Here is a 26,954-nt window from a genome sequence, read left to right as displayed (position 1 = left end):
AGGGGGCGGCTCCGACCGCCCGGCCAAGCCGGATCGGCGGAGCCCGCTCGGCAATGCACCCTTCTCATCCGTCATACACGGCACGACACAGGCTGGAGTTTTCGATATGCACAACAACGATGATGCCCTGGTGATCGACGGCGTCGCGCTGGCGAGCCGCTTCTTTCTCGGCAGCGCCGGCTATCCCAGCCCGCAGCTGCTGGACGCGGCGATCCGCGCCTCCGGCACCGGGCTGCTGACCGTGGGCCTGAAGCGCACCCTGCAGGCGGGCGACAATGGCGCCATCGCCCAAGCCCTGGCCACGGCCAGCGCCCAGGGCGCGCGCCTCTTGCCCAACACCGCCGGCTGCCGCACGGCGCGCGAGGCCGTCGCGCTGGCCAGGATGGCGCGCGAGCTCTACGGCACGCACTGGATCAAGCTGGAGGTGATCGGCGACGATCACACCCTGCAGCCCGATCCCTTCGAGCTGCTGAGCGCCGCGACCACCCTGGTCAAGGACGGCTTCACCGTCTTCCCCTACTGCACCGAGGACCTGATCCTCGGCCGGCGCCTGCTGGAGGATGCCGGCTGCGCGCTCTTGATGCCCTGGGGCGCGCCGATCGGCTCGGGCCAGGGCCTGGTGCACCTGGCCGGGCTGCGCCGCCTGCGCGAGCGCCTGCCCGACGCGACCCTGGTGATCGACGCCGGCCTGGGCGCGCCCTCGCAGGCGGCCCAGGCGCTGGAGCTGGGCTTCGACGCGGTGCTGCTGAACAGCTCGGTGGCCCAGGCGCGCGACCCGGTCGCGATGGCACAGGCCTTCCGCGACGCGGTGCGCGCCGGCCGCCAGGCCTGGCGCGCCGGCCCGATGGCGCCGCAGGACTTCGCGGTCGCGAGCACGCCGGTCGGCGGCCACGCCTTCCTGCTGGGCTGAGCGATGGATCGGTCGCTCCTCCTTCCCCATCCCAGCCTGCCTTCGCCCTGGGCCGAGCCGGTCGATCCCGAGGCCCTGACGCTGCGCCCCTGGACGCAAGACCCGGCCCCGCCGATCGTCTGGAGCGTGGCCGGCACCGACAGCGGCGGCGGCGCCGGCCTCTCGGCCGACACGCGCGCGGCCGCCGCGCTGGGCGTGCACCTGTGCCCGGTGGTGGCCGCGGTCACCGCGCAGCATTCGCTGGGCGTGCAGGCCGTGCATGCGCTGCCGCCCGAGCAGATCCGTGGCCAGTTGCGGGCGCTGGCCGCGGACATGCCGCCGCGCGTGATCAAGACCGGCCTGCTGGCCAGCGTCGACGCCGTGCGAGCGGTGGCCGAGGCGGTCGACATGCTGCGCGCCGCGCACGGCTTCGTCGGCCTGGTCGTCGATCCGGTGCTGGGCGCCACGGCCGGCGGCACGGCCTTTGCCGATGCCGCACTGGTCGCGGCCTATCGCGAGCTGCTGCTGCCGCGCGCCACCATGATCACGCCGAATCGCCGCGAGGCCGAACGCCTGCTGGGCCGGCCCCTGCCGGTGCCGGCCCTGGCCGCGGCGCTGTGCCGCCTGGGCGCGCGGTCGGTGTGCATCACCGGCGGCGATGAAGAAGCCCGCGGTGCGGCCGAGGTCCTGGCGCTGGACTGGTGGGAGGGCCTGATCAGCCCCTGGCTGCCCGCGCTCGGCACCCTCAGCGGCTGGCTGGCCCTGCCGCGCCTGGCGACCCGGCATCAGCATGGCAGCGGCTGCTGTTTCGCCACGGCCGCCGCCGCGGCGCTGGCGCGCGGATTCGCCCTGCCGGACGCAGCGGTGTTGGCCAAGATGTCAAGCTGGGCGGCGCTGCGCGACGGCCATGCGGCCGGCCGGGGCGCCGGCCCGCTGCGCCCCGGAGCCGGCTTCATTGCCGCCCCCCGGACCATGCCGGTGATGAGCTTTGGTGCCGAGCCCCTGGACGCGCCCACGCTGCTGCGCTGGGCTCGGGTCTTGCAGGGCGGCGGACCGGCGTCGGACTACCGCCCCGGCCTCTATGCGATCACCGAAAGCCCCGACCATGTCGCAGAGTTGGCGGCCTCCGGGCGATTCGCGCAGATCCAGTTGCGCATCAAGGGCGAGCCCGCCGCCGCGGATCCGTCCCACTTGCGTAGGGCGATCCGGCAGGCGCTGGACGGCGTGCGGGGTCGCGACAGCCGGCTGTGGATCAATGACCATTGGCGCCTGGCGCTGGACGAGGGCGCGACCGCCCTGCATCTGGGCCAGGAGGACTGGGCGGCCCTGGATGCCACGGCGCGCGCGCAACTGCTGGCGCGCCGCTCGACGCAGCAAATCGGGCTGGGCCTGTCCAGCCACAGCCTGTGGGAGCTGGCACGCGCACGCGGCCTGGCGCCCAGCTATATCGCCTGCGGGCCGGTCTGGCCGACCAGCACCAAGCTCATGCCCTGGCTGCCACAGGGCTTGGCCCAGTTGCGCTGGTGGGCGCGCATGGCGGGCCCACCGGTCGTCGGCATCGGGGGCATCCTGAGCCCGGAGCGGGCCGCTCTGGTGGGCCGCCACGGCGCCGCCGGCATCTGCCTGCTGCGGGCCGCGGCGGACGCGGCCGACTGGTCGGCCTATGCCCGCGCCGCGGCCTCATGTCCGCCGCTGCCGCCTGCGCTCGACCGGGCGGCCGACTTCTCGGGCGGGCACTTGGCCTCCCCTCCTCCTGGCTAGGGACGGCCGGCGCGCCGGTAGGTGCCCATGTCGGCCCGCACTCCGAGGCCCTGCATCAGCAGCGCCGGGCTGAGGCCCTCGCGCTCGTAGCGTTGCTGCATATGCGCCTTGGCCGCGCCCAGATGGGCGGCGCTGGCCCATTCGACGATGGTGGCAATGTGCAGATCCTCGCCGGCCAGGCCATCCTGCACCAGCACCAGATGCTGCAGGCAGCCCGGCAAGCGGCTCAGTTCCGCGTCGACCTGCTCGATCTGTCGCAGGAAGCGCGTCAGCGCGGCGGGCGGCACGATGAACTTGTCGACCCGGTACATGGACCCGGCGAAGGTCGATGACGGCGGGGAAGAAGGCATGGTTTTGGTCTGCATGTCGGTCCTGATGAGCATGCCGCGCGGGGCTCGCGCAGCGCCCGCGCAGTCTCGGACCTCAAGTAAAGTTGAGGTCAAGTGGTTTATTCGGGGGATGACGATGGCAACAGGCGGGCAAGACGGCGAGACGCGCCACCCCGGCGGCATGCCGGCCCAGCTGACGGTGGGCGAGGTGGCGCGGCGCAGCGGCGTGGCGGTCTCGACCCTGCACTTCTACGAGTCCAAGGGCCTGATCGGCAGCACGCGCAGCGACGGCAATCAGCGCCGCTACGCGCGCGAGGTGCTGCGCCGCGTGGCCTTCATCCGCGTGGCGCAACGGGTGGGCATCGCGCTGGCCGACATCGCGGCCGCGTTGCAGACCCTGCCGGCCACGGCGGCCCCCAGCCGCGACGACTGGGCCAGGCTGTCCGCGGCCTGGCGCATCGAGCTGGACGAGCGCATGGCGCAGCTGCAGCGCCTGCGTGACACCCTGGACGACTGCATCGGCTGCGGCTGCCTGTCGCTCGACCGCTGCCGGCTGCGCAATCCGCAGGACCGGCTGGGCGACGAGGGCCCGGGGCCGCAGCGACTGCTGATCCCGCGCAAGGATTGAAGGCCGCCCTGCTCCGCCCGCTTAGGAGCCGGGCCCCTTGTCGCACCACAGCGCGATGCGAAAGGGATTCAGCTCGCCGCTCATCACGCCCTGCGCCACCACCGGATCGGCCCGCATCAGGGCCAGGGCCTGGCTCTCGGTGTCGGCGCGCAACAGCACGAGGCCGAAGGCCTTCTCATCCAGCGCCATGGTGCGCCCGGCCATCAGCACCGTGCCCCGCTCGGTGAGGCGCTGCAGATAGCCGAAATGCGCGGCAATCGCCTCGGCCTCCTGGGGCGTGGGGCCGGTCACCAGCATGTCGGGACGGACGGGTTCGATACGGAACAGGTAATGGGGCATGGTGCGGCGGGCAGGCTCTAGGATGTCGGCCTCAACGATGAGGCCTCAAGCATGACACTCGAAACCCTGGAACTGCAAACCCCCGCGACGCCCACCGCCAGCATCATCGTGCTGCATGGCCTGGGCGCCGATGGCCACGACTTCGAGCCGGTCTGCCAGGCCCTGGACCTGCGGCCGCTGCTGGCGGATGGCGGCCTGCGCTTCGTGCTGCCGCATGCACCGGTGATCCCGGTGACGATCAACGGCGGCACGCCGATGCGTGCCTGGTACGACATCCGCGACGGCGCGCTGGACCAGCGCGAGGACGCCCAGGGCCTGCGCCGCTCGCAGGCCGAGGTCGAGGCCCTGATCGAGCGCGAGATCGAGCGCGGCGTGCCGGCCGCGCGCATCGTGCTGATGGGCTTCTCGCAGGGCTGCGCGCTGACCCTGCTGACCGGCCTGCGCTGCCGCCACAGGCTGGCAGGCCTGGTGGGCCTGTCGGGCTATCTGCCGCTGCTGGCCAGCACCGAGGCCGAGCGCAACCCGGCCAATGCCGCCACGCCGATCTTCCTGGCCCATGGCCGGCACGACCCGGTCGTGCCGCTGGCGCGAGCCCAGGCCGCGCGCGCCGAGTTGGAGCGCCTGGGCCACCGGGTGCAGTGGCAGGACTATGCGATGGGGCACGAGGTGCACCCCGACGAGATCGTGGCGCTGCAGGACTGGCTGCTCGGCGTGCTGACGCCGCCGGCCTGAGCCCCCCCCGCGGCGGGTGGCAAGACCTGGCACCGCCGAGCTTGACCCCGCGGCGCGCGGCGTCCAGGGCCCTCGGCCCGGGCTCAGGCTTTCTTGGCCGCCAGCGCCTCGCTCAGCAGGACCTGGCAGCGCTCCTCATGCTGGGTGATCTCGGCCAGCGTGACCTCGATGTCGTCGAGCTGCTGCTTGAGCTGGCGGCGGTGCTGGGCCAGCACCTCCAGAAAGGCCTTCAGCTGGGGCGCGGCGTCCGACTCGGAGTCATACATGTCCACCAGCTGCTTGACCTCCTGCAGCGACAGGCCCAGGCGCTTGCCGCGCAGGGTCAGCTTCAGGCGCGTGCGGTCGCGATGCGTGTAGACGCGGTTGCGGCCGGCACGCCCCGGCTCCAGCAGGCCCATGTCCTCGTAGAAGCGGATCGCGCGCGGCGTGATGTCGAACTCGGCGGCCAGTTCGGTGATGGTGAACAGGCGGCCGGCCCCTTCGCCGGCTGGGGATGTCGCGTCGGTGTCGGAGCGCATGGCGGCAGGCTTGTAATATGACGTTAACGTAAACGTAAGTCTAAGGCAGCAATCCCATGGGCAATCCACGCGAATCCGAACTGAGCTACCCCCTGGGCGACGAACTGCCCACGCCGGGCGCCGTGCTGGAGCTGGCGCCGGGCGTGCGCTGGCTGCGCATGGGCCTGCCCTTCGCGCTGGACCATATCAACCTCTGGCTGCTGCGCGACGAGATCGACGGCCCGAACGGCAAGCGCCAGGGCTGGGCGATCGTCGACTGCGGCATCTGCAACGATGCCACCAAGGCGCAATGGGAGCAGGTGTTCGAGCGACACCTGGACGGCCTGCCGGTGCTACGCGTGATCGTCACGCATTTCCACCCGGACCATATGGGGCTGGCGCATTGGCTGACCGAGCGCTGGCAATGCCGTCTGTGGGTGAGCGCCACCGACTACAACCTGGCCCGGATCGCCAGCGGCTCGACCGTGGGCATGGGCGGCGAGACGGCCGCGGCCTTCTTCGGCAGCCATGGCCTGAGCGACCCGGAATCGCTGGCCAAGATCCGCGGCCGCGCCGGCTATTACCCCAGCATGGTGCCGCAGGTGCCGGCCAGCTACCGGCGCCTGCTGGACGGCATGACCCTGAACATCGGCGGCCAGGCCTGGCGCTGCCTCGTCGGCTACGGCCATGCGCCGGAGCACATCAGCCTGCATTGCCCGGAACTGGGCCTGTTGATCTCGGGCGATATGGTGCTGCCGCGCATCTCCACCAATGTCTCGGTGGTCGACGTCGAGCCCGAGGCCGATCCGCTGACGCTGTACCTGGACTCGATCGAGCGCATGCTGGCGCTGCCGGCCGATACCCTGGTGCTGCCCTCGCACGGCAAGCCCTTCCGCGGCCTGCATGCGCGCGTCGACCAGCTGCGCCAGCACCATGACGAGCGCCTGGCCGATGTGCAGGCGGCCTGCGCCACCCGACCCTGCCATGCGGCCGAGCTGCTGGAACTGCTGTTCAAGCGCAAGCTGGACCTGCACCAGACCACCTTCGCGATGGGCGAATCGGTGGCGCACCTGAACGCCTTGTGGCTGGCGGGCAAGCTGCGCCGGGAACATGGGGAGGACGGGATCTACCGCTTTGCCGCGGCTCGGGCCTGAGTCAGCTTCCGCCGCCACCGGCAATTCCGGTGGCGGCGGGCTGAGCCTAGGTCGGCATCAACTTTTCGGCGCCGGCACCGGATCGCTTCAAACGAATCCGGAGGCAACCGGGAGGTGGCGGTCGGACCGACCAACCTCAGATGCGTCGTGATGACAGCACGTGGCGGGAGTGTGCTTGTCCCCTGTGGGCAGGACAAGCCCCCCTAAAGTAGGAAAGCGTTCCGAAAACCTACAGCAAGGGTGGAGGCTCGTCGCGCAGCCGGCCGCGCGCCCGCTCATAGTCCGGCAGCACCGAGCCCACCACGGCCCAGAAGCGCGGGCTGTGGTTCATCTCGTGCAAATGCGCCAGCTCATGCACCACCACATAGTCGATAACGGTGGGCGCATAGTGGATCAGTCGCCAGTTCAGGCGGATCGCGCCGCTGGCGCTGGCGCTGCCCCAGCGGGTCTGGGCCGAGCTGAGCGCCAGCTTGGTGTAGCGCACGCCCAGGGCCGCGGCGAAATGACGGCAGCGCTGTTCGAACAAGGCACGCGCCTGCCCCTGCAGCCAGGCCAGGCTGGCCTCGCGTATCTGCTCGGCGCGGCTGTCCGCCGGCAGGCCCAGGTGCAGCACGCGGGCCTGGGCATCGAAGCGCGCCAGGCCACCCAGGCGCAGTTGCAGCGGCGCGCCCAGATAGGGCAGGCTGCAGCCGTCGGCCCAGGCGATGCGGGAGGCCTCGACCCGCTGGGCGCGCTCGCGCTGCTCCACCAGCTTGCGCAGGATCCAGTCCTGCTTGTCCTGCAGGGCCCGCTCGATCTCGGCGATCGACACCCAGCGCGGTGCGCTGACCTTCAGGCCCTCGGCGCTGACGGTGAAGCCGATCGAGCGCCGGCGCGCGCGCCGCAGCTCGTAGCCGATGCGCTGGCCGCCCAGCAGCAGCGCGCGCGGGCTCGGCGGCCGGGCCGGCTCGGGGGCGGGAGCTGCGGCCGGCGGCGTGACCGGTTCGGAATCGAACAAGGACAGTTGGGTGCTTTTCAGCAGGCCGACCAAGCGTTGCAGCATGGGCCCGCAGTGTACCGGTCAGGCCCGCGCGGTCGTGCCGAGCGGCTGGCCGGCGTAGGCCTCGGGGTCCAGGCGGCGCATCTCGGCCTCGATCCAGCCCTCGACCTCGCGCATCATCTCGGCCGGCTCGCGGCCCTGCGGCGAGATCGGTGCGCCGATCGAGATGTCCACCACGCCGGGGCGCAGCAGGAAGCTCTTGCGCGGCCAGCAGCGTGCCGAGGTGGCGGCGATCGGCACCACCGGCACGCCGGTCTCGATGGCCAGGCGGGTGCCGCCGGTCTTGTACTCGCCCTTCTTGCCGCGCGGGATGCGCGTGCCCTCGGGGAACATGATGACCCAGTGGCCCAGCTTTGCCAGACGTCGGCCCTGGGCGGCCACCTTGTTCCAGGCCTGGCTGCGCTTGCTGCGGTCGATGTGGATCATGTCCATGCGCGCCATCGCCCAACCGAAGAAGGGGATGTAGAGCAGTTCGCGCTTGAACACATAGGCCAGCGGGTGCGACATCAGCGAGGGGTAGGCGAAGGTCTCCCACGTGCTCTGGTGCTTGGACAGCAGGATCACGGCCGAGGTGCTGTCGGCGGCGCTGGGCAGGTTGTCCATGCCATGGATGCGCCAGCGCACGCCGCAGATGGTGCGCGCCCCCCAGATCGTCAGGCGCAGCCAGAAGATGCAGGTCCAGTAGACCGGGTTGCCGCGCACGAAGACGGAGATCAGCAGCACCGTCAGCGCCACCGGCACCACGGTCACCAGCATCCACAGCATGAACAGCGCGGAGCGCAGGGCGGCAATAAGGATCAAGAGAGGTCTCCGGGAGAGGTGTCGGGTACCAGCGCTTCGCCGCGCGCCTGGGCCTTGGCGCGGCGCTCCTGCTGGATCAGGTGTTCGGCGAAGGCCGCCAGGTTGGCATGCACCAGGGTGCCGGGCACCTGGCTCACCAGGGCCTGCAGCTGGGCCTCGTCCAGACCGCCGAGCCGGTCGCTGCGCACCAGATGCGGGATGCAGCCGGCCGCCTGGGCCGTCTGCAGGTCACGGAGGCTGGCGCCCACCATGTGCACGCCGCCGAGCTCGACGCCGAAGCGCTCGCCGATCTGTTCGAGCAGGCCCGGCAGCGGCTTGCGGCAGGCGCAGCCCTCCTCGGGCGCATGCGGACAGAAGAACACCGCGTCGAGCCGCCCGCCCTTCTCGGCCAGCAGCTGGGCCAGGCGCATATGCACCGCATTCAGCGAGGCCATGTCCAAGAGGCCGCGGCCGATGCCGGGCTGGTTGGTGGCCATCACCGTGTGCCAGCCGGCATGGTTCAGGCGCGCCACGGCCTCCAGCGCACCGGGCAGGGGCTGCAGTTCCTCGGGCGACTTCACATGGTCGTCGCGGTAATGGTTGACGGTGCCGTCGCGCCCCAGGATGACCAGCTTCATGCTGTGGCTGTGATGATCGGTGCGCACGGGCATTGCGGTCTTCCTCAGCTCGCCAGGCGGGCCAGATCGGCGACCCGGTTCATCGCCTCATGCAGGGTCTTCAGCAGGCCCAGGCGGTTGGCGCGCAGCGCCGGATCCTCGGCATTCACCATCACATCGTCGAAGAAGGCATCGACCGGGCCTTTGAGCGCGGCCAACTCGCGCAGCGAGGCGGTGTAGGCGCCGGCCAGGAACTGCTGCTCGGCCTTCGAGGCCACGTCCTGCAGCGCTTGCGCCAGCTGCTGCTCGGCCGACTCCCTCAGCAGGCTCGGATCGATCCGCGCCTCGACCGGCTCCTCGCTCTTCTTCAGGATGTTGGTGATCCGCTTGTTGGCGGCCGCCAGCGAGGGGGCCTCGGGCAGCGCCGCGAACGCGTGCACGGCGGACAGCCGGTCTCGCACCTCGGCCAGGCGTTGCGGACGCAGCGCCAGCACCGCCTCCACTTCCTGGGCCGTGTAGAAATCCCGCCAAGACACCGCGACACGATCGAACACGAAGTCCAGCAGCTTGGCGCTCGGATCCTCGATCAGGCCGCCGAAGGCCGGCACCGCGGCAGCAATGACCTGGTCAAGGCCGAGTTGCCGCGTCAACGGCGACTCCGACAGCATGCGCACCACGCCCAGCGCATGGCGGCGCAGCGCGAAGGGGTCCTTGTCGCCGGTGGGAAGCTGGCCGATGCCGAACAAGCCCACCAGGGTCTCGAGCTTGTCGGCCAGGGCCACCACCAGGCCGACCTCGTTGCGCGGCAGTTCGTCGCCGGCGAAGCGGGGCTTGTAGTGGTCCTCGACCGCAAAGGCCACGGCCTCGCTGAGGCCGTCGTGGCGAGCGTAGTAGCCGCCCATGACGCCCTGCAGCTCGGGGAACTCGCCGACCATGTCGGTCAGCAGGTCGGCCTTGGCCAGCTGTGCGGCCAGGTCGGCATCGGCGGCCAGTGCCGCGCCGCCCAGCATGCCGGCGATGGCCCGGGCGATGGCGCGCACGCGCTCGACGCGCTGCCCTTGAGTGCCCAGCTTGCCGTGGTAGACCACCTTGGCCAGACCGGGCACGCGCTCGGCCAAGGACTTCTTGCGGTCCTGGTCGAAGAAGAACTTGGCGTCCGCCAGGCGCGGGCGCACGACGCGCTCGTTGCCGCCGATCACCGCGCCGGCGTCCGCCGGCCGGATATTGGAGACCAGCAGGAACTTGTTGGTCAGCTTGCCCGCGGCATCGAGCAGCGGGAAGTACTTCTGGTTGGCCTTCATCGTCAGGATCAGGCATTCCTGCGGTACGGCCAGGAACTCGGTCTCGAACTGGCAGCTCAGCACGTTCGGGCGCTCGACCAGGGCCGTCACCTCGTCCAGCAGGGCCTCGTCCTCGATGGGCTTCAGGCCCTCCTTGGCGGCGGCCGCGTTCAGCTGGGCGACGATCTCGGCGCGGCGCTCGCCGAAGCCGGCGATCACGGCGCCCTGCTCGCGTAGCTGGGCGGCATAGCTGTCGGCCGACTCGACCACGACCTGCTCGACCGCGGCCTCGAAGCGGTGGCCGCGGGTCGCGCGGCCAGCCGTCAGGCCCAGGGCCGCGACCGGCACCACGGCCGTGCCATGCAGGGCCACCAGGCCATGGGCCGGGCGCACGAACTTGACGTCGCTCCAGCCGTCGGCCAGCTGATAGGTCATGACCTTGGGGATGGGCAGCTTGGCCAGGGTCTCGTCCAGCGCCTTCTGCAGGCCCTGCGCCAGCGCCACGCCGGGCGCGACCCGGTCCAGGAACAGGGCCTCGGCCTTGCCGTCGGGCGCGCGCTGCAGGCGGGCCACCGCATCGGCACCCTCGCCCAGCGCGGCCAGCTTCTTCAAGAGGGCCGGCGTGGGCTGGCCCGCGGCGTCCAGTGCCACGGCCACCGGCATCAGCTTGTGGCGCTGCGCCTTCTCGGGCGCCTGCAGGCGCACGTCGGCGATTTGCACCGCCAGGCGGCGCGGCGAGGCGTAGGCCAGCCAGGGCAGCTCGGAACCGGTCACCCGGTCGTCGTCGGGCTGGACCAGGTCCTGCTCCAGCAGGCTCTGATACAGCGTGCCGGCAAAGGCCTCGCCCAGCTTCTTCAGCGCCTTGGGCGGCAGTTCCTCGACGAACAGTTCGACGAGCAGATTCTTGGTGTTCGCAGTCATCACTCAGGCCGCCTTCTTCTTTTCGATCTGGGCGATCACTTCATCGGCCCAGGCCTTCGGCGCCATCGGGAAGCCGAGGCGCGCCCGGCTGTCCACATAGCTCTGCGCCACGGCGCGCGCCAGGTTGCGGATGCGGCCGATATAGGCGGCGCGTTCGGTCACGCTGATCGCGCCGCGTGCGTCCAGCAGATTGAAGGTGTGGCCGGCCTTCAGCAGCTGCTCGTAGGCCGGCAGGGCCAGTTGCTGCTCCATCAGGTGCTTGCTCTGACCCTCATGCGCGGCGAAGGCCGTCAGCAGGAAATCGACGTCGCTGTGCTCGAAGTTGTAGGTCGACTGCTCGACCTCGTTCTGGTGGAACACGTCGCCGTACTTCAGGCCCGGCGTGTACTCGAGGTCGTAGACCGACTCGACGCCCTGCAGGTACATGGCCAGGCGCTCCAGGCCGTAGGTGATCTCGCCGGTGATCGGCTTGCAGTCGATGCCGCCGACCTGCTGGAAATAGGTGAACTGGGTCACCTCCATGCCGTTCAGCCAGACCTCCCAGCCGAGGCCCCAGCAGCCCAGCGTGGGATTCTCCCAGTCGTCCTCGACGAAGCGCACGTCGTTCTTCTTCAGGTCGAAGCCCAGTGCTTCCAGCGAACCGAGGTAGAGCTCGAGGATGTTGGCCGGTGCGGGCTTCAGCACGACCTGGAACTGGTAGTAATGCTGCAGGCGGTTGGGGTTCTCGCCGTAGCGGCCGTCCTTGGGGCGGCGGCTGGGCTGCACATAGGCGGCCTTCCAGGGCTCGGGGCCGAGCGCGCGCAGGAAGGTGGCGGTGTGACTGGTGCCGGCGCCGACCTCCATGTCATAGGGTTGCAGCAGGGCGCAGCCCTGCTTGGACCAGTAGTCTTGCAGGGTCAGGATGATTTGCTGGAAGCTCAGCATGAATATGGCCGGGTGAGTAATGGGTTGCTTGTTTGTGATTTTATGTGAGCGCCTAGCCGGCGGCCTGTGCCGCAGCCCCCTGGCGCCGGCGCAGCCAGGCCAGGGCCGGCGCGGCCAGCGCCAGCGCGAACAGCGGCGCCAGGCCCAGGGTCGACAGCCAGCGCGCATAGGGCGTGCTGCCGCGGCGCCCCTCCACCGAGGCCTCCAGCACGCCCTCGACCGCCGCCGGTAGCGCGCCGCGCAGCCGGCCGCGATGGTCCAGCACGGCGGTGGCGCCGGTGTTGGTGCTGCGGATGAAGGGCCGCTGGAACTCCAGCGCCCGCATCTGCGAGAACTGCAGATGCTGGTCCAGCACCATCACCGTGCCGAACCAGGCCAGGTTGCTGACGTTGACCAGCACCGTGGCCGCCCCCTCGCCCACCACGCTGTCGACGAAATCCTCGCCGAACAGGTCTTCGTAGCAGATCAGCGGCCTGAGAAGCTGGCGGCCGACGGCGAAGGACTGCTGGTGCTGGCCGCGCGCCTGATCGTCCATCGGAATGCCCATTGCGCGCACGAACCAGCCGAAGCCGGGCGGGATGAACTCGCCGAAGGGCAGCAGATGCCTCTTGCCATAGGCATAGCCCGCCATGCCCGGCTCGCGGCCGCCCAGCGCCACCAGCGCATTGACATAGCCGTCCCGGTCGTTGCCCAGGAAGGTGCCCAGCAGCAGCGGCCGTTGCTGCGCCGCGCGCTGCAGCCGCGCCACATAGTCGGGCTCCAGATAGGCCAGCGGCAGCGGCGCCACCGACTCCGGCGTCACCACCACCTGGCCGCGCGAACCCTCGATCAGGCGCGCCAGGCGGTCCAGATTGGCATCGATGCGCTCGCGGTCGAACTTCTGATCCTGCGGCACATTGGGCTGCAGCAGCGAGACGCGCAAGGACCCTGCGCTCTGCGTGAAGTCCTGCGGCAGCAGTTGCCCCAGGGCCAGCAGCGCGATCGCCACGGCCGCCGGCTGCCAGGCATGGCGCCCCAGAGCGGCAAAGCCGGCGGCGCAGCCGGCGGCCAGGGCCGTGATGCCATAGACCCCGATCCAGGGCGCCCAGGCGGCCAGCAGACCGGTGGTATGGGCATAGCCGCTGGCGAGCCAGGGAAAGCCGGTGAACAGGGTCGCGCGCGCCAGCTCGGCCAGCAGCCAGCAGCCGGCCCAGGTCAGCGCATGCCAGGCCGGGCTGCGCTGGCGCAGCCGGGCGGCCAGCGCCAGCGCGCCGGCGTAGTACAGGCTCAGGAACAGCGCCAGCAGCGCCACCGCCAGGGCCGCCAGGGGCCAGGGAAGGCGGCCGAACTGGTGCATGCTGATATGCAGCCACCACAGGCCCGAGGCCAGCCAGGCAAAGCCGAAGGCGCCGCCCAGCAGGGCCGCGCGGCGCGGGCCGGCGCTCCAGGACAGGTGCGCCAGCCAGGCCAGCGCCATGATCTGCAGCCACCAGGCCGAAACCGGCGCGAACGCGCCGGTGTGCAGCACACCGGCGGCCAGTGCCGCCAGGATCGCGTAGCGGCCCCGCATCAGCCGGGCTGCGCGGAAGCGGCGCGCGTGACCTTGAACCAGCGCACGGCGCCGCCGCGGGCCAGCATCACGGTGAAGTTCAGTCCGCCGAGCTCGACCGTCTCGCCGCGTCGCGGCACGCGGCCATGCTCTTGCGCCACCAGGCCGCCGATGGTGTCGAACTCGCCCTGCGACAGCGCGACGCCGAAGGCCTCGTTGACGGCCTCGATCTCGGCATCGCCGGCGACGCGCTGGCTGCCGTCGGCCAGCGTGTAGATGCTGGTCTCGCCGTCCTTGTCGTCGAACTCGTCCTCGATCTCGCCGACGATCTCCTCCAGCACATCCTCGATCGTGATCAGGCCGGCGGTGTTGCCGAACTCGTCGATCACGATGGCCAGATGGTTGCGGTTCGAGCGGAAGTCGCGCAGCAGCTCGTTCAGGCCCTTGCTCTCGGGCACGAAGATGGTGGGCCGCAGCAGCGCGCGCAGGTTCAGCTCGGGCGCGCGCTGGATCTTCAGCAGATCCTTGGCCAGCAGGATGCCGATGATGTTGTCGCGCTGGCCATCGAAGACCGGGAAGCGCGAGTGCCCGGCACGGATCACCTGGCCGAGCAGCGCCTCGTAGGGCGCCTCGATGTCCAGCAGATCCATGCGCGGCGCGGCCACCATCACGTCGCCGGCGCTCAGCTCGGCCATGTGCAGCACGCCTTCCAGCATCAGGCGCGACTCGGGCGCGATCAGCTCGCGCTGCTCGGCATCGGCCAGGGTCTCGATCAGCTCGCTTGTTGAGTCGGGGCCGGGGTGCAGGAATTCCAGTACCCGGTCCAACAGATTGCGTGTCTGGCCGCGCGCCTGCGCGGCGGATTTCAGAGCCCCTCCCTTGGAGGGGCGACTAGGCTGAGGTTCGGACACGGCTGGGGTGTCGTAGTTGCAGGGCCTCACAGAATAACCCATTGACAGTGCTAACCTCTTGCACCACAGTCAGCCGCCCCCATATTCGCCCTCAGCCGGCGGCAGATCCGCTAGCGCAGTACAGCCCCACATCACCATGTCATCCACCACGTCTCAGGGCCTCATCCCCGCCACCATCCTGACCGGCTTCCTGGGCTCGGGCAAGACCACCCTGCTCAAGCGGGTGCTCTCCGAGGCCCATGGTCAGAAGATCGCCGTGATCGAGAACGAGTTCGGCGAGGAGAACATCGACACCGACATCCTGGTGGCCGAGACCCAGGAGCAGATCATCCAGATGAGCAACGGCTGCGTCTGCTGCACCATCCGCGAGGACCTGCGCACCACGCTGAGCGACCTGGCCGCCAGGAAGCGCAAGGGCGAGCTGGACTTCGAGCGCGTGATCATCGAGACCACCGGCCTGGCCGACCCCGGCCCGGTGGCCCAGACCTTCTTCATGGACGACGAGATCGCCGAAAGCTATCTGCTCGACTCGATCCTGACCCTGGTGGATGCCAAGCATGCCGAGGACCAGCTCGACAACCGCCAGGAAGCGCGCCGCCAGATCGGCTTCGCCGACCAGATCTTCATCAGCAAGACCGATCTGGTGGAGCCCGCCGCCGTCGAGGCGCTGACGCATCGCATCAAGCACATGAACCCGCGCGCGCCGGTGCAGCAAGCCCATTTCGGCGAGGTGGCCTTGGCCCAGGTGTTCGACCTGCGCGGCTTCAACCTCAACGCCAAGCTGGAGATCGACCCCGATTTCCTGAATGCCGACGAGCCCCATGACCATGATCACGCGCACCACGATCATGAGCATGACGAGCATTGCGACCACCCGCACCATCACCGCCACGACGACGACGTCAAGTCCTTCGTGTTTCGCTCCGACAAGCCCTTCAACCCCGCCAAGCTGGAGGACTTTCTGGGCGCCATCGTGCAGGTCTACGGCCCCAAGATGCTGCGCTACAAGGGCGTGCTGAACATGAAGGGCACCGACAAGAAGGTGATCTTCCAGGGCGTGCACCAGTTGATGGGCTCGGACCTGGGACCGAAATGGATGCCGGGCGAGGAAAAGCAGAGCAAAATGGTTTTCATCGGCATCGACCTGCCCAAGGACATCCTGTTACAAGGCCTGGAAGGCTGCCTCGCCTGAAATCGGGGGGCGGCGTCAGATTGACGAGAGGTGAGCATGGCTACAATCCGCCCCGCCCAAGCCGCCCCCGAGGCTGGACCGCCTTGGCATCCAGCCCGCCAGAGCAGGTATAACTGCCTTAATTCGAGGTAACGCGAGGAGACCCCGACGTGAGCAAGACACCGGCCCCCAAACCCGCCCCGGCAGCGTCCAAGACGGCCGTCAAGGCGGCCAAGGGCGCAGCCAAGCCCAAGGCCGAAGCAGCGGAGCTCGACAGCGCTGCCGTGGCCACCCTGGAAGCAGCTGCCCCGTCGCCCGGCAGCAGCCGCTTCACCGACCGTTTTGCTCCCCCTAAGCCGCCGACGCGATCCATGAGTACGCCCGTGATTGAAAGCCCCAAGAGCGCCGCTAAGGCCGACCCCAAACTCGCCAACGCCTGGAAGACCAAGCTTGGCCACGAGCTGACCGATGCCGAAGTGCTGGCCATGCCCGAGTCCGAGTACATGAACGACAAGCAGATCGAGTTCTTCCGCGCCAAGCTGACGGCGCTGAAGGACGGCGTGCTGTCGAATGCCGGCGAGACCACCGAGCACCTGCGCGAGGACACCTCGATCGTGCCCGACCCGGCCGATCGCGCCACCATCGAGGAAGAGCATGCGCTGGAACTGCGCACGCGCGACCGCGAGCGCAAGCTGCTGAAAAAGATCATGCAGTCGCTGGCGCGCCTGGACAGCGGCGACTACGGCTATTGCGACGAGACCGGCGAGCCCATCGGCCTGGGCCGGCTGATCGCCCGTCCGACCGCCACGCTGTCGCTGGAAGCCCAGCAGCGCCGCGAGCTCAAGCAGAAGATGTTCGGCGACTGATCTTCCGGTCACCGCACCCCCAGGCCCAGGTCCAGCGCGCATGGCAGAACCGAAAGACGGCGAGAGCTTTCTGCGCAAGGTCGCGCGCTTCGTGGCCAACCCGACCACCGACTGGGCCGAAATCAACTCGCGCCAGGACGATCCCGAGGGCGATCTCGCCAAGGCGGAGTTGCGCGCCATGATTGAGCGCAAGCGCCGCAATGACTTCGTGCGCAAGCGCGAGCTCGACATGCTGCGGCGCATCCGCCGCGAGGGCCTGAGCCCCGAGCAACTGGCCACCCTGGGCAGCAGCAGCTCGCGCATGGACGAGGTCGAGCGCAGCAACAGCGAGATCAATTCCAAGCTGGACCTGGGCGTCAAGGCCAAGATCGACCAGATCGAGCAGCAGATGGTGGGCGAGAGTTTCGCCCCCACCCAGCAGGCCGCCAATCACCCGCCGGGCTTCTTCGAGACCAGCACGCGGCCGGTGCACTTCTCGGCCAATTCGCCGCTGGAGCCTGCGCCCCCCAGGGTCAGTCAATTCGCTTCGCCGGCCGAGGCGGAGCGCCTGGAGTCGGTGCCGCCGTCGGCCGCCGCCGTGATGGGCACGGGCCTGCCGCCGCTGTCCGACACCGGGCCCGGCCGCCTGCCCCATCTACCGTCGGAGTTCGGTGCGAGCAGTTCCTTCGCCCCCTCCGGCCCCAGGAGCGCGGCCGCGCCGCTGAGCTTCCGGGTGGCCGAGCAGGCCGCCGTCGAGGTCAACGAACTGGTGCATGACTCCGAGCTGGACGAAATGGTGATCGCCTTCGCGAACGCCGACTACGGCGCCTGCGAGCAGGGCCTCAGCGCCTTGGTCCAGAAAGGGGCCGCGCGCCACCTGCATGCCGAAACCTGGCTGGCGCTGTTCGACCTCTATCGCGCCACCGCCCAGCAGGCCAAGTTCGAGGCGCTGGCGCTGGAGTACGTGCCGCTGTTCGGCCTGTCGGCGCCGCAATGGTTCTCGCTGCCCAAGCTGGTGGCCGAGGCCGCCAAGAAGGAGCGCGCCCCGATGGGCCAGGCCGGCGGCGTCTGCTGGGCCGCGCCGGAATACCTGGACGCCGAGGCCGTCGCCGCCCTGCAAAAACGCAGCCAGAACCTGCCCATGCCCTGGGTGCTGGACTGGGCCGCCCTGCGCCGCCTGGATACCGAGGGCTGCGCCCGGTTGCGCGAGCTGTTCCGCGGCTGGGCCAACCAGCAGGTGGACATGCGCTGGCTGGCGGGCGACCAATTCCTGCAGCAGCTCAGGGAGCTGGCGCCGGTGGGCAGCCGCGACGTCGACCCGGCGATCTGGATGCTGCGCATGGAGACCCTGCGCCTGGTGAACCGGCCGGACCAGTTCGACGAGGCCGCGATCGACTACTGCGTCACCTACGAGGTTTCGCCCCCCTCCTGGGAGCGTGCCAAGTGCCGCGTGCGGGTCAGCGGCCTGAGCCTGTCGACCAGCGCGCCGCCCAACTCGACCTCCTCGCCCACCGAGATCTCGACCACCTTCCTCGAAACCAGCCTCACCGACCCGAATGCGCTGCCGGCTTCGGTGCAGCTGGAGCTGGCGGGCCAGCTCAGCGGCGACATCAGCGAGACCCTGCGCCTGATGAGCGCCGAACTGGGTGCCGCCGCCCTGGTGAACATCGCCTGCCCCACGTTGATCCGGCTGGACTTCATGGCCGCCGGCGACCTGCTGAACTGGGTGCTGGCGCGCCGCAGCGAAAATCGCACCGTGATCTTCACCGAGGCGCACCGGCTGGTGGCCCTGTTCTTTGGTGCCATGGGCATCGACGAGCACGCCAGGGTCAAGGTCCGCCAGAACTGAGCGTGCCGCCCCGGCGCGGGCGTTGAAGTCCCGCCCGGCGCCCCTATCTGGAGTCCTTATGGACCAACAACAACACCCCGTCTTCCACGGCACCACCATCGTCAGCGTGCGCCGCGAGACCCCCAACGGCGTGCAGGTCGCGATCGGCGGCGACGGCCAGGTCACCCTGGGCCATATCGTCGTCAAAGCCAGCGCCCGCAAGGTGCGCAAGCTTTATCACGACAAGGTGCTGGCCGGCTTCGCCGGCGCCACCGCCGACGCCTTCACGCTGTTCGAGCGCTTCGAGGCCAAGCTGGAGAAGCACCAGGGCCATCTGGTGCGCGCCGCCGTCGAGCTGACCCGCGACTGGCGCACCGACCGCGTGCTGCGCCGCTTGGAGGCCATGCTGGCCGTGGCCGACCGCAGCGCCTCCCTGATCATCACCGGCAACGGCGACGTGCTGGAGCCCGAACAGGGCATCGTCGCGATCGGCTCCGGCGGCGCCTATGCCCAGGCCGCCGCCAAGGCCCTGCTGAACCATAGCGAGCTCTCGGCCGCCGACATCGTCAAGCAGTCGCTCACCATCGCCGGCGAGATCTGCATCTATACCAACCTCAACCACACCATCGAGACCCTGGAATGAGCAGCATGACCCCCCAGGAGATCGTTTCCGAGCTCGACCGCCACATCGTCGGCCAACAGGCCGCCAAGCGCGCCGTCGCGATCGCGATGCGCAACCGCTGGCGCCGCCAGCGCGTCGACGAGAGGCTGCGCGGCGAGATCACGCCCAAGAACATCCTGATGATCGGCCCCACCGGCGTCGGCAAGACCGAGATCGCGCGGCGCCTGGCCAAGCTGGCGGACGCGCCCTTCATCAAGGTCGAGGCCACCAAGTTCACCGAGGTCGGTTATGTCGGCAAGGATGTCGACTCGATCGTGCGCGACCTGGTCGATATGGCGATCAAGCAGGAGCGCGAGCTGCAGATGCGGCGCCAGCGCACCCGCGCGGAGGATGCCGCCGAGGAGCGCGTGCTGGACATCCTGGTGCCCGGCAGCCAAGCATCGAGCGACGGCGAGAACGCCGCCCGCCAGACCCTGCGCAAGCGCCTGCGCGAGGGTCAGCTGGACGACAAGGAAATCGAGATCGACGTGCTGGAGGCCAAGCCCAGCATGGAGATCCTCGGCCCCCAGGGCATGGAGGAAATGGCCGAGCAGCTCAAGAGCATGTTCGCGCAGATGGGCGGCAACAAGCGCAAGGCCCGCAAGCTCAAGATCGCCGAAGGCATGAAGCTGCTGATCGAGGAGGAAGCCGCCAAGCTGCTGAACGAGGACGAGATCAAGACCGCCGCGCTGGCCAATGCGCAGGAGAACGGCATCGTCTTCATCGACGAGATCGACAAGGTGGCCAGCCGCGCCGAGCATGGCGGCGCCGACGTCTCGCGCCAGGGCGTGCAGCGCGACCTGCTGCCCCTGGTCGAGGGCACGACGGTCAACACCAAATACGGCATGGTCAAGACCGACCACATCCTCTTCATCGCCTCCGGCGCCTTCCACCTCAGCAAGCCCAGCGACCTGATCCCCGAGTTGCAGGGCCGTTTTCCGATCCGCGTCGAGCTCGGCTCGCTGTCGGTCGACGACTTCGAGGCCATCCTGAAGAGCACCCATGCCAGCCTGGTCAAGCAGTACCAGGCCCTGTTGGCCACCGAGGGCCTGACCCTGGAGCTCAGCGACGACGGCATCCGCCGCCTGGCGCAGATCGCCTATGAGGTCAACGAGCGCACCGAGAACATCGGCGCGCGCCGCCTGGCCACGGTGATGGAGCGCCTGCTCGACGAGATCAGCTTCGATGCCCACAAGCATGCCGGCCAGACCGTCACGCTGGACGGCGCGGCGGTCGACACCAAGCTGGGCGAGCTGGCACGCAACGAGGACCTGAGCCGCTTCATCCTCTGACGGCTGCGTCGCGCGGGCTCCACAAAACTGTGTAGCGCGGCGCCGAACGGGCTGGTGTGCCCGGCGGGACGTAACTAAGTTGTTACAACAGGTCGGCCGCAGCGCCGGCCTGCGCCGCCCCAGCACAAGGAGCCCGCCATGCATCTGCGAATCGCCGCCATCGGCTTGGTCTGCTGCGCGCTCGCGCCAATGGCCGTCGCCCAGGACCCGACCAGCCTGAACCCCGTGGAACTGCGCGGCATGCGCAGCGCCGACCCGCCTCGCACCGATGTACGCCGCTCCTGCCCGGGCGTCGATGAACATATGCGCAGCGCCCTCGCCCGCTCCGTCTACCTCAGCGGCCAGGCCGCGACGATCCATGTGCGCTTCCAGCTCAACGGCCGTGAGGTCGACCAGGTCCAGACCCGCGGCGCCACCTGGGACTACCGCGCGCCCCTGCGCCGCGCGATGTACGGGATGGAATGCAGCAATGACGGGCAGGCCAACCAGCAATACAACTTCCTGGTCGTGATCCGGCCGAGCGACGACGACATGGACAGCCCCGCCGATCGCGTGGCGGTACGGGAATCGCCCCTGCTGGCGCAGGCCGCGCGCTGAGGCGCGCATCGCCAAGTCGACAGGCCCGGCCGATCGGTGAGTCCTCGCCTTTCAGGCCGGCGCGTCGCGCCCGCTGCCCACCCAGCGCAACAGCTGCATCAGGCTGGGGCTGCCCGTCTTGTGCAGGAGGTGGCGGACATGGCTGCGCACCGTGCTGACACGCAATGCCAGTTGATGCGCCGAGTCTTCGACGCTCAGTCCATCGGCCAGCAAGGCCAGTACATGCTGCTCGGCCGTGCTGAGCGCGCAGCGCGTGCTCAGCGCCTCCAGCCTGGCGGCCTGGGCCAGTTGCGGCCGGTCTCGCTGCACCTGCAGCAGCAGACAGCCGGCTGGCCAGCCGGTGCTCGCCGCCAGGTCGGGCGGCAGGGCCGAGACATACAGCACCCCGGTGCTCAGCCCGGGCTCGAACCAGAGGTGCGATTCGGCCGCACGGCCGTTGACGGCCAGTCCCAGCAGCCCCTCCAGCATCACCGCCCGCAGCTGCCCCAGCCGCATCAGATGCTGCGCCGACTGCACCGCCTCGCCGTCCCGCAGCAGCCGCTGCGCGGCGGGGTTGGCAAACAGCAGGCGACGATCAGCGAGGCTGATCAGCAGCGCCTGCGGCAGACTGGCCAGCAGCCGCTCGAGCCGGGTGGGCTGGGACACGGCATTCATGGGCGCACCAGCTCGGGGCCCCAGGCCAAGCGGCAGCACGCGATCTCAGGCATGAACTTGCCTCCAGTCTGCGCCGACACCGCAGCCCGGTATTGGCCGGCCGCGGCTGCACTGCTCCCTGATCGCCGGACCGGCAATGCGGCCTGCGCTGGCGACTCTAGGCCGCCGCTCGGTTCGGCGCCAACGCATATCGCGGCCGTTCTAGGGGGCCGGAAGCCCGGCCTCGCTCATCCTGCGGAGAAACCGGCGCCGCCTGCTGCCGTCTACGCCAAGCGACTGATGGCGCGCCGGGAGGCCCGGCCTAAGCTGAACTCACCGTCGACCGCAAACCGACGGCGACCCCGGCCTCAGGACCTTGATGCCGACATGTCGTCCCCAGCAGTAAAGGACTCATCATGAACCGCTTCTTCCGTCACATCTCCCTCGCCGCCCTCGCCTCCGGCTCGCTGCTGTCCATGGCGGCCGTCGCCCAGACGCCCGCCCCCGCCGCCGACGGCCAGCCCCTGGTAGCCCAGGCGCCGGCGTCGAAGGCGAACCCCAAGCCCGAGCAGCTGCTGCAGGCCGAGCCGCCTGCCGCGGGCCCGCGCCCGCTGACCCGCGCCGAGGTGCTCCGCGAGCTCCGGCGTGCCCGCGCCGCCGGCGAAATGGACTGGTCCGACCGCGAAAGCAGCGGCTATATGCGCTGAACGGCAGGGCCCGCGCCGCCGGCCCCGGCGGCAGGGCCGGGCCTCGCCCGAATGCTCGCCGCCCGATGCAGGCCTCGCCCTGCGCCTCACGCCAAGGAGTCGCATCATGGACAAGAACGACTGCCTCCATCTGCTGACCGCGGTCCCCTTGGCCGTGGCCGTGATCGGCTTCGCGGTGTTTGCCGCCCTGCCCGCCCAGGCCCAGGGCGAGGCGCCCCTGCCGTCGGTGGAGTTGCACGGCAAGCGCGGCGAGGCTCCGCGCCTCGACGTGTACCGCAGTTGCCCCGGCTACGGCGAAGCGATCAGGGAGCACTTTGCCCGCGCGCTGCCCTATATTGCCCGCAACGGCCAGACGCGCGTGAGCTTCGAGTTGCGGGGCAGGGAAATCGCCGCCGTGCGGACGCAGGGCGGCCCCCTCGAGTACCGTCACCTGCTGCGCCGCGCCGTCCATGGCGTCGAGTGCGTCGGCGACATCCAATCCAGCCAGCGCTATATGTTCCTGGTCGTGTTCAAGGCCGGCGGCGCCGACGAGGCCGAGCCGCTGGCCCTGATCGACGGCCGGACCGTCGCCAGCCTGGACTGAACGCCCGAGGGCGGCATGCATGCGCCGGCCATGGGCCGGCGCCGGGCCTACAGCGCCAGCCGGTGCGCCTGCAGGGTCAGGATGCCGTCGAAGATCAGGCTCTCGTGCAGCTCATGTTCGATGTCCAGCGACGGCGCCACCTTCCAGCCGGCGCCGCCGGTCATCAGGGTCAGCGGCACATGGCCGGCGCGCTTCGCCAGATGGCGATGCATGCGCTCGATGGCGCCGGTGATGGCGTAGTTGCCGCCGCTGGTCAGCGCGTCCGAGGTGTTGGTCGGAAACTCCCGCACCTCGCCGGTGGGCACGCGCAGGCCGGCCGTGCCCCCCTCCAGCGCGCGCAGCATGATGCCGTGGCCCGGCAGGATCAGGCCGCCGAGGAAATGGCCGTCGGCGTCGAGCGCATCCACCGTCACCGCCGTGCCCACCATCACGACCAGGGCGGCCCGCGCCGCACCGCGCGCCAGCACATGGTGGCGGCCGCCGATCAGCGCGACATAGCGGTCGGCGCCCAGGCGGCCCGGATGGTCATAGCCGTTGACGATGCCGCCGCCCTGGGTGCTGGACACCACCCAGCGCGGCTCGATGTCCCACAGCTCCAGCTGCTCCTCGACGCGGCGACGCACCGCGTCGCCGGCCACATTGCAGCCCAGCATGCTGTGCGGCGTCTGCGGCAGGCCGCGCCAGTTCTCCTCGGCCAGGCGGTCGATGTTCTCCAGGAACACCGCGCCATGGGCCAGCAGCGCCGCACCGGGCTGGGGCGAGGCATAAAGAGCCCATTTGAGGCGGGTGTTGCCGATGTCGATGGCCAGGAAGCTCATGGCGGGGCGAGAAGTTTGTCGCAGGCGTCAGCCTAACAGAGGCTCAAGATCGGCCCGCCACGGTCGATAGCGAGGAAGAGCCGGTCTGCGCCGCGCTACGCACCACCGAGACCCGCCAGGAGACCTTGTAGATGAAGTCGCTTTCGATTGCCGCCAAGCTGTGGCTGCCCGTGGGCTGTCTGGCCGCCACGGTGGCGCTGATGACCGCGGCCTCGGCCACGCGCACCGCCAAGCTGCAGGCCCTGGCCCAGCAGGCCCAGGCCGAGCAGCAGCGCAAGTTCGAGCTGGCGCTGCGCTGGCGCGGCCAGACCGAGGCCAATGCGGCACGCGCCGCCGCCGGCATCCTGAGCGGCGACGCGGTAGTGGCACAGACCTTCAAGCCGCAGATCGAGGCCACGACGGCCAGCATCTCCGAGATGCAGAAGGAGCTGGAAACGCTGGCCGTCTCGGACGAGGAGAAGGCCGCGATGGCGCGCATCGCCGACACCCGCAAGGCCTATATCGCCGCCCGCAACGAGGCCGGCAAGCTGAAGACCGAGGGCCAGGCCGAGGCCTCGGTGGCGGCGCTGAGGGGCAAGATGCTGCCCGCCATCGCCAGCTATCTGGACGCGCAGGCCGAGTTCGTCAAGCTGCAGCAGCAGCGTTCCGATGCGCTGCGCGAGCAGGCCGGGGCCGAGCGCATGCGCACGGTCTGGATCGTCTCCATCGTGATGGGCCTGATCGTCGCCGGCCTGGCGGCGGCCACCTTCTACCTGGTGCGCGCGATCGCCGGCCCGCTGCGCGAGCTGGTGGGCCAGGCCGAGCGCATCGGCCGCGGCGACCTGAGCCAGGGCGAGGCCAGCAGCCGCACCGACGAGATCGGCGATGTGCAGCGTGCGCTCGGCGGCATGCGCGCGGCGCTCGCCCGGGCGCTGGCCGAGGTGCGCCACAGCGCCGACAGCATCCAGACCGCCAGCGCCGAGATCGCCACCGGCAACACCGATCTGTCGCAGCGCACCGAGCAGACCGCCTCGAACCTGCAGCAGACCGCCGGCTCGATGAGCCAGCTGACCGCGACCGTGCGCCAGAGCGCCGATGCGGCCGGCACCGCCAAGCAACTGGCCGGCAGCGCCGCCCAGGTGGCGCAGCGCGGCGGCACCGTGGTCGGCCAGGTGGTGGCCACGATGGACGAGATCAACGCCAGCTCCAAGAAGATCAGCGACATCATCGGCGTGATCGACGGCATCGCCTTCCAGACCAATATCCTGGCGCTGAACGCCGCCGTCGAGGCGGCCCGTGCCGGCGAGCAGGGCCGCGGCTTCGCGGTGGTGGCCGGCGAGGTTCGCAGCCTGGCGCAGCGCAGTGCCGAGGCTGCGCGCGAGATCAAGGGCCTGATCGGCACGTCGGTCGACAAGGTCGAGACCGGCGCCCGCCTGGTGCAGGATGCCGGCAGCACGATGAACGAGATCGTCGCCAGCGTGAAACGCGTGACCGACATCATTGCCGAGATCAGCGCCGGCACGGTCGAACAGAGCCAGGGCCTCGGCACGGTCAATGCTGCGGTGGGACGGCTGGACCAGATGACCCAGCAGAACGCCGCGCTGGTGGAGCAGAGCGCGGCGGCGGCCGAGTCGCTGAAGGACCAGGCGCTCAAGCTCTCGCAGGTGGTGGGCGGTTTCCGCCTGCAGTGAGATCAGCCCTCCCCCCCGCCCGCCAGGCCGGCGAAGCCGGCTCCTCGGGCCTTGCCGGGCGCGAGCGGAATGCCGGTCCGGAGGGAACGGGCGACGATTGTCTGTATGTTTGATTGATTGACTTAGACGTGAACTCGAGAAGGACCGACTACCGATGCTGCGCAACCTGAAAACCCGCCCCCGCCTGCTGCTGGGCTTTGGCGCGATGCTGTTGATGACCGCCCTGCTGGTGGGCATCGGCGGCTTCGGTCTGTCTGTGGCGCAGAAGGCGCTGCACGGCATCACGCAGGAACTGATCCCGGCCAACAGCATCACGATCGCCGGCCGCACCCGGCTGATCGAGAGCCAGGCCGCCACCGCGACCCTGGTGGCCTCGATCTTCAACAACGAGGACATGGCGCGCGCCAAGGCCGCCTGGGACCGGTCCCAGCAGGGGCTGGACCAGGCGATGGCCGATTTCGGCGCGATCGCCAAGACCGACAAGCAGCGCGAGGACCTGGCCGCGTTCCGCCAGCACATCGCCAGCTACCGCAAGGCGGTGGCGCCGGTGGCGCAGAAGCTGCAGGGCAACGGCTATGCCGATGCCCAGGAAGCCTTTGCCGACATGAAGCAGGCCGACGCCTCCTATGCGCCGGCGATCGCGATGCTGCTGGGCATCGAAGCCACCCTGGCCAAGACCAGCACGACGGTGTTCGAGCAGGTGGACAGCCTGGTCAAGAACATCTTCACCGGGCTGCTGCTGGCCTTCGCGGTCTGCGTCGCGCTGGGGCTGGCACTGGCCTGGCGCATCTCGCTGTCCATCGTCACGCCGCTTGGCGAGGCGCGCGGCTTCGCCTCCCGGATGGCGGCCGGCGACCTGAGCCCTGCGCGCGCCGTCAAGGGCAAGGATGAAGCAGCCGAGATGCTGCATTCGCTGGGCGCGATGCAGGGCGCGCTGGCGCAGATCGTCGGCCAGGTGCGTGAATCGGCCGAGAGCATCCAGGTGGCCAGCTCGGAGGTGGCCAGCGGCAATCTGGACCTGTCCAACCGCACCGAGCAGACCGCGGCCAACCTGCAGCAGACCGCCAGCTCGATGAGCCAGCTGACCGGCACCGTCAGCCAGAGCGCCGATGCGGCCGGCACCGCCAAGCAGTTGGCCGGCAGCGCCGCCCAGGTGGCGCAGCGCGGCGGCACCGTGGTCGGCCAGGTGGTGGCCACGATGGACGAGATCAACGCCAGTTCCAAGAAGATCAGCGACATCATCGGCGTGATCGACGGCATCGCCTTCCAGACCAATATCCTGGCACTGAACGCCGCCGTCGAGGCGGCCCGGGCCGGCGAGCAGGGCCGCGGCTTCGCGGTGGTGGCCGGCGAGGTGCGCAGCCTGGCGCAGCGCAGTGCCGAGGCTGCGCGCGAGATCAAGGGCCTGATCGGCACGTCGGTCGACAAGGTCGAGACCGGTGCCCGCCTGGTGCAGGACGCCGGCAGCACGATGAACGAGATCGTCGCCAGCGTGCAGCGCGTGACCGACATCATCGGCGAGATCAGCGCCGCCGCCAGCGAGCAGAGCGGCGGCATCGCGCGGGTCAACGGTACGGTGGTCGAACTGGACCAGATGACGCAGCAGAACGCGGCGCTGGTGGAACAGGGCGCGGCGGCGGCGGCATCGCTGAAGGACCAGGCGCTGAAGCTGGCGGAGCTGATGGGGCACTTCAAGCTCGGCTGAGCGGCCGCCCGCCTCCGGCCGGGGACGCGAACCTAGGGGTGGAGCGGCCCTGGGTTGCGACATACGCTGCCCGGCGTCGAAGCCGATTCGACGGCCACTTGGGCTTGGAGGGTGT

At 69.9% G+C, this 26,954-nt stretch carries 27 protein-coding genes; 15 read left to right on the top strand and 12 right to left on the bottom strand.

The window, feature by feature from the left end:
- Window positions 1-106: 106 nt before the first annotated feature.
- Window positions 107-910: a thiazole synthase gene (locus tag AC07OQ_RS19070; protein ID WP_495054720.1), complete on the top strand. Its 804-nt coding sequence runs from the start codon at window positions 107-109 to the stop codon at window positions 908-910.
- Window positions 911-913: 3 nt separating this feature from the next.
- Window positions 914-2,650: a bifunctional hydroxymethylpyrimidine kinase/phosphomethylpyrimidine kinase gene (locus tag AC07OQ_RS19065; protein ID WP_495054719.1), complete on the top strand. Its 1,737-nt coding sequence runs from the start codon at window positions 914-916 to the stop codon at window positions 2,648-2,650.
- Here AC07OQ_RS19065 and AC07OQ_RS19060 read toward each other — a convergent pair.
- Window positions 2,647-3,015, bottom strand: coding sequence for an antibiotic biosynthesis monooxygenase family protein (locus tag AC07OQ_RS19060; protein WP_495054718.1), 369 nt, complete (start codon window positions 3,013-3,015; stop codon window positions 2,647-2,649). The two genes, AC07OQ_RS19065 and AC07OQ_RS19060, sit on opposite strands and share 4 nt — an antisense overlap.
- A gap of 100 nt (window positions 3,016-3,115) precedes the next feature.
- Between AC07OQ_RS19060 and soxR the strand changes: the two genes are divergently transcribed.
- Window positions 3,116-3,607, top strand: coding sequence for a redox-sensitive transcriptional activator SoxR (gene soxR / locus AC07OQ_RS19055; protein WP_495054729.1), 492 nt, complete (start codon window positions 3,116-3,118; stop codon window positions 3,605-3,607).
- 21 nt (window positions 3,608-3,628) lie between these two features.
- On the opposite strand, the gene AC07OQ_RS19050 is transcribed toward soxR, so the two are convergent.
- Window positions 3,629-3,946 carry a YciI family protein gene (locus AC07OQ_RS19050; protein WP_495054717.1) on the bottom strand — a complete coding sequence of 106 codons (318 nt, stop codon included), beginning with the start codon at window positions 3,944-3,946 and terminating at the stop codon, window positions 3,629-3,631.
- 51 nt (window positions 3,947-3,997) lie between these two features.
- On the opposite strand from AC07OQ_RS19050, the gene AC07OQ_RS19045 reads away from it, so the two are divergent.
- Window positions 3,998-4,678: an alpha/beta hydrolase gene (locus tag AC07OQ_RS19045; protein ID WP_495054716.1), complete on the top strand. Its 681-nt coding sequence runs from the start codon at window positions 3,998-4,000 to the stop codon at window positions 4,676-4,678.
- A gap of 83 nt (window positions 4,679-4,761) precedes the next feature.
- Here the strand turns inward: AC07OQ_RS19045 and AC07OQ_RS19040 are convergent, their stop codons facing one another.
- Entirely contained in the window at window positions 4,762-5,196 is a 435-nt protein-coding gene (locus AC07OQ_RS19040; RefSeq protein WP_495054715.1) for a MerR family transcriptional regulator, read from the bottom strand.
- A gap of 56 nt (window positions 5,197-5,252) precedes the next feature.
- Between AC07OQ_RS19040 and AC07OQ_RS19035 the strand changes: the two genes are divergently transcribed.
- Entirely contained in the window at window positions 5,253-6,329 is a 1,077-nt protein-coding gene (locus tag AC07OQ_RS19035; RefSeq protein WP_495054714.1) for an MBL fold metallo-hydrolase, read from the top strand.
- Between the two features lie 229 nt (window positions 6,330-6,558).
- Here the strand turns inward: AC07OQ_RS19035 and AC07OQ_RS19030 are convergent, their stop codons facing one another.
- From AC07OQ_RS19030 to AC07OQ_RS19000, 7 genes are read right to left on the bottom strand one after another with little or no spacing between them, the layout of a single operon-like run.
- The gene (locus AC07OQ_RS19030) at window positions 6,559-7,371 is read right to left on the bottom strand and encodes a M48 family metallopeptidase (RefSeq protein ID WP_495054713.1); all 813 of its coding nucleotides are present in this window, start codon (window positions 7,369-7,371) and stop codon (window positions 6,559-6,561) included.
- 18 nt (window positions 7,372-7,389) lie between these two features.
- Entirely contained in the window at window positions 7,390-8,160 is a 771-nt protein-coding gene (locus AC07OQ_RS19025; RefSeq protein WP_495054728.1) for a lysophospholipid acyltransferase family protein, read from the bottom strand.
- A 5-nt stretch (window positions 8,161-8,165) separates the two neighbouring features.
- Window positions 8,166-8,786 (bottom strand): D-glycero-beta-D-manno-heptose 1,7-bisphosphate 7-phosphatase, encoded by a 621-nt coding sequence (gene gmhB / locus AC07OQ_RS19020; RefSeq protein ID WP_495054712.1) that lies wholly within the window; start codon window positions 8,784-8,786, stop codon window positions 8,166-8,168.
- A 44-nt stretch (window positions 8,787-8,830) separates the two neighbouring features.
- Window positions 8,831-10,966, bottom strand: coding sequence for a glycine--tRNA ligase subunit beta (glyS, locus tag AC07OQ_RS19015; protein ID WP_495054711.1), 2,136 nt, complete (start codon window positions 10,964-10,966; stop codon window positions 8,831-8,833).
- A 3-nt stretch (window positions 10,967-10,969) separates the two neighbouring features.
- Window positions 10,970-11,890 carry a glycine--tRNA ligase subunit alpha gene (gene glyQ, locus AC07OQ_RS19010; RefSeq protein ID WP_495054710.1) on the bottom strand — a complete coding sequence of 307 codons (921 nt, stop codon included), beginning with the start codon at window positions 11,888-11,890 and terminating at the stop codon, window positions 10,970-10,972.
- Between the two features lie 52 nt (window positions 11,891-11,942).
- Window positions 11,943-13,439, bottom strand: coding sequence for an apolipoprotein N-acyltransferase (gene lnt, locus AC07OQ_RS19005; RefSeq protein WP_495054709.1), 1,497 nt, complete (start codon window positions 13,437-13,439; stop codon window positions 11,943-11,945).
- Window positions 13,439-14,329, bottom strand: a complete 891-nt coding sequence (locus AC07OQ_RS19000) for a CorC family transporter (protein ID WP_495054708.1) — start codon at window positions 14,327-14,329, stop codon at window positions 13,439-13,441. The genes lnt and AC07OQ_RS19000 overlap by 1 nt, the downstream gene beginning before the upstream one ends.
- Before the next feature lie 136 nt (window positions 14,330-14,465).
- On the opposite strand from AC07OQ_RS19000, the gene AC07OQ_RS18995 reads away from it, so the two are divergent.
- The 6 genes from AC07OQ_RS18995 to AC07OQ_RS18970 all read left to right on the top strand — a co-directional run bounded on the left by AC07OQ_RS18995 (window position 14,466) and on the right by AC07OQ_RS18970 (window position 20,723).
- Window positions 14,466-15,521 carry a CobW family GTP-binding protein gene (locus AC07OQ_RS18995; RefSeq protein WP_495054707.1) on the top strand — a complete coding sequence of 352 codons (1,056 nt, stop codon included), beginning with the start codon at window positions 14,466-14,468 and terminating at the stop codon, window positions 15,519-15,521.
- A gap of 149 nt (window positions 15,522-15,670) precedes the next feature.
- Entirely contained in the window at window positions 15,671-16,366 is a 696-nt protein-coding gene (dksA, locus tag AC07OQ_RS18990; protein ID WP_495054706.1) for an RNA polymerase-binding protein DksA, read from the top strand.
- Between the two features lie 40 nt (window positions 16,367-16,406).
- On the top strand, window positions 16,407-18,194 hold the full coding sequence (locus AC07OQ_RS18985) for a hypothetical protein (protein ID WP_495054705.1): 1,788 nt from the start codon (window positions 16,407-16,409) through the stop codon (window positions 18,192-18,194).
- Between the two features lie 58 nt (window positions 18,195-18,252).
- The gene (gene hslV, locus AC07OQ_RS18980; RefSeq protein WP_495054704.1) at window positions 18,253-18,816 is read left to right on the top strand and encodes an ATP-dependent protease subunit HslV; all 564 of its coding nucleotides are present in this window, start codon (window positions 18,253-18,255) and stop codon (window positions 18,814-18,816) included.
- Window positions 18,813-20,126 carry an ATP-dependent protease ATPase subunit HslU gene (gene hslU / locus AC07OQ_RS18975; RefSeq protein WP_495054703.1) on the top strand — a complete coding sequence of 438 codons (1,314 nt, stop codon included), beginning with the start codon at window positions 18,813-18,815 and terminating at the stop codon, window positions 20,124-20,126. Before hslV ends, hslU begins: the two co-directional genes overlap by 4 nt.
- Window positions 20,127-20,264: 138 nt before the next feature.
- On the top strand, window positions 20,265-20,723 hold the full coding sequence (locus AC07OQ_RS18970) for a hypothetical protein (protein WP_495054702.1): 459 nt from the start codon (window positions 20,265-20,267) through the stop codon (window positions 20,721-20,723).
- Between the two features lie 51 nt (window positions 20,724-20,774).
- Here the strand turns inward: AC07OQ_RS18970 and AC07OQ_RS18965 are convergent, their stop codons facing one another.
- Window positions 20,775-21,377: a helix-turn-helix transcriptional regulator gene (locus AC07OQ_RS18965; RefSeq protein ID WP_495054701.1), complete on the bottom strand. Its 603-nt coding sequence runs from the start codon at window positions 21,375-21,377 to the stop codon at window positions 20,775-20,777.
- A gap of 395 nt (window positions 21,378-21,772) precedes the next feature.
- Between AC07OQ_RS18965 and AC07OQ_RS18960 the strand changes: the two genes are divergently transcribed.
- Complete coding sequence (locus tag AC07OQ_RS18960) at window positions 21,773-22,063, top strand: hypothetical protein (protein WP_495054700.1); 291 nt, start codon at window positions 21,773-21,775, stop codon at window positions 22,061-22,063.
- A gap of 106 nt (window positions 22,064-22,169) precedes the next feature.
- Window positions 22,170-22,646 (top strand): hypothetical protein, encoded by a 477-nt coding sequence (locus tag AC07OQ_RS18955; RefSeq protein ID WP_495054699.1) that lies wholly within the window; start codon window positions 22,170-22,172, stop codon window positions 22,644-22,646.
- 47 nt (window positions 22,647-22,693) lie between these two features.
- On the opposite strand, the gene AC07OQ_RS18950 is transcribed toward AC07OQ_RS18955, so the two are convergent.
- The gene (locus tag AC07OQ_RS18950; protein WP_495054698.1) at window positions 22,694-23,464 is read right to left on the bottom strand and encodes a type III pantothenate kinase; all 771 of its coding nucleotides are present in this window, start codon (window positions 23,462-23,464) and stop codon (window positions 22,694-22,696) included.
- Between the two features lie 131 nt (window positions 23,465-23,595).
- Here AC07OQ_RS18950 and AC07OQ_RS18945 point away from each other — a divergent pair, with 131 nt between their 5' ends.
- Together AC07OQ_RS18945 and AC07OQ_RS18940 are read left to right on the top strand one after the other, a co-directional pair.
- Entirely contained in the window at window positions 23,596-25,134 is a 1,539-nt protein-coding gene (locus AC07OQ_RS18945) for a methyl-accepting chemotaxis protein (protein ID WP_495054697.1), read from the top strand.
- Between the two features lie 154 nt (window positions 25,135-25,288).
- Window positions 25,289-26,839 (top strand): methyl-accepting chemotaxis protein, encoded by a 1,551-nt coding sequence (locus AC07OQ_RS18940; protein ID WP_495054696.1) that lies wholly within the window; start codon window positions 25,289-25,291, stop codon window positions 26,837-26,839.
- Window positions 26,840-26,954: the final 115 nt, after the last annotated feature.

The organism is Roseateles sp. GW821-FHT09B06 (assembly GCF_059418245.1).
This window is presented reverse-complemented; position numbering and strand designations above follow the sequence as displayed.

Coding starts and splice junctions, on each gene's coding strand:
- AC07OQ_RS19070 (WP_495054720.1), top strand. CDS start 107: ATGCACAACAACGATGATGCCCTGGTGATCGACGGCGTCGCGCTGGCG.
- AC07OQ_RS19065 (WP_495054719.1), top strand. CDS start 914: ATGGATCGGTCGCTCCTCCTTCCCCATCCCAGCCTGCCTTCGCCCTGG.
- AC07OQ_RS19060 (WP_495054718.1), bottom strand. CDS start 3,015: ATGCAGACCAAAACCATGCCTTCTTCCCCGCCGTCATCGACCTTCGCC.
- soxR (WP_495054729.1), top strand. CDS start 3,116: ATGGCAACAGGCGGGCAAGACGGCGAGACGCGCCACCCCGGCGGCATG.
- AC07OQ_RS19050 (WP_495054717.1), bottom strand. CDS start 3,946: ATGCCCCATTACCTGTTCCGTATCGAACCCGTCCGTCCCGACATGCTG.
- AC07OQ_RS19045 (WP_495054716.1), top strand. CDS start 3,998: ATGACACTCGAAACCCTGGAACTGCAAACCCCCGCGACGCCCACCGCC.
- AC07OQ_RS19040 (WP_495054715.1), bottom strand. CDS start 5,196: ATGCGCTCCGACACCGACGCGACATCCCCAGCCGGCGAAGGGGCCGGC.
- AC07OQ_RS19035 (WP_495054714.1), top strand. CDS start 5,253: ATGGGCAATCCACGCGAATCCGAACTGAGCTACCCCCTGGGCGACGAA.
- AC07OQ_RS19030 (WP_495054713.1), bottom strand. CDS start 7,371: ATGCTGCAACGCTTGGTCGGCCTGCTGAAAAGCACCCAACTGTCCTTG.
- gmhB (WP_495054712.1), bottom strand. CDS start 8,786: ATGAAGCTGGTCATCCTGGGGCGCGACGGCACCGTCAACCATTACCGC.
- glyS (WP_495054711.1), bottom strand. CDS start 10,966: ATGACTGCGAACACCAAGAATCTGCTCGTCGAACTGTTCGTCGAGGAA.
- glyQ (WP_495054710.1), bottom strand. CDS start 11,890: ATGCTGAGCTTCCAGCAAATCATCCTGACCCTGCAAGACTACTGGTCC.
- lnt (WP_495054709.1), bottom strand. CDS start 13,439: ATGCGGGGCCGCTACGCGATCCTGGCGGCACTGGCCGCCGGTGTGCTG.
- AC07OQ_RS18995 (WP_495054707.1), top strand. CDS start 14,466: ATGTCATCCACCACGTCTCAGGGCCTCATCCCCGCCACCATCCTGACC.
- AC07OQ_RS18985 (WP_495054705.1), top strand. CDS start 16,407: ATGGCAGAACCGAAAGACGGCGAGAGCTTTCTGCGCAAGGTCGCGCGC.
- hslV (WP_495054704.1), top strand. CDS start 18,253: ATGGACCAACAACAACACCCCGTCTTCCACGGCACCACCATCGTCAGC.
- hslU (WP_495054703.1), top strand. CDS start 18,813: ATGAGCAGCATGACCCCCCAGGAGATCGTTTCCGAGCTCGACCGCCAC.
- AC07OQ_RS18970 (WP_495054702.1), top strand. CDS start 20,265: ATGCATCTGCGAATCGCCGCCATCGGCTTGGTCTGCTGCGCGCTCGCG.
- AC07OQ_RS18965 (WP_495054701.1), bottom strand. CDS start 21,377: ATGAATGCCGTGTCCCAGCCCACCCGGCTCGAGCGGCTGCTGGCCAGT.
- AC07OQ_RS18960 (WP_495054700.1), top strand. CDS start 21,773: ATGAACCGCTTCTTCCGTCACATCTCCCTCGCCGCCCTCGCCTCCGGC.
- AC07OQ_RS18955 (WP_495054699.1), top strand. CDS start 22,170: ATGGACAAGAACGACTGCCTCCATCTGCTGACCGCGGTCCCCTTGGCC.
- AC07OQ_RS18950 (WP_495054698.1), bottom strand. CDS start 23,464: ATGAGCTTCCTGGCCATCGACATCGGCAACACCCGCCTCAAATGGGCT.
- AC07OQ_RS18945 (WP_495054697.1), top strand. CDS start 23,596: ATGAAGTCGCTTTCGATTGCCGCCAAGCTGTGGCTGCCCGTGGGCTGT.
- AC07OQ_RS18940 (WP_495054696.1), top strand. CDS start 25,289: ATGCTGCGCAACCTGAAAACCCGCCCCCGCCTGCTGCTGGGCTTTGGC.